1 protein-coding gene is annotated in these 519 nt (G+C 45.5%); it reads left to right on the plus strand.

Features of this window, described 5'->3' with window-relative positions; translation table 11 throughout:
* A partial coding sequence (locus tag R7O13_RS30870) for a hypothetical protein (RefSeq protein WP_318305719.1) occupies positions 1 to 322 on the plus strand: 322 nt, incomplete at its 5' end.
* Positions 323 to 519: the final 197 nt, after the last annotated feature.

The following is a 519-nucleotide window of genomic DNA, read 5'->3' on the forward strand; positions in this document are numbered from 1 at the left end:
ATTGTATTTTTTTTACTTAAGTGAGGACCACTTAAGTCAAAGAAAACTTCCTATTTGCAGTTTTATATTTGGGGTTATGGCTCTGTTCTGGGGCCTCGCTGCTTTTCCTAGGCCAACACAGAAACCCTCTTCCACACGCCTACAGGGGAAGCCTAAGGCAGAGAGAGCAGCAGCAAAGGCCCCCCTAGAACAGAACAGAGCAGCAGAAATGACACTGATAAGTCAGATGCAGCATGAAAAGGAGGAGCTGGGGTGGAGGCAGGTTGCAAAGCAGCCTGCAGAGGAAGCAGCAACAGTAGGCAGGCCAGAGCAGTTTAAATAGAGCGCCCTGGATGAGATTCACCAATCGGTCGCATAGGAAGGAATCATGTGATCTATCAGCTGACTCCCTTCCATCAATCAGCTGCTCCATCATTCGATTTGGCTGTTTGCTCTGGTCTCTGCTATATTCAAATATTAGAGAATGTATTTATTATATTCCGCATTGATGATGTATTATTGCACCCTTTTAAAAGGTAG

The organism is Vibrio sp. Y176, from assembly GCF_033438945.1.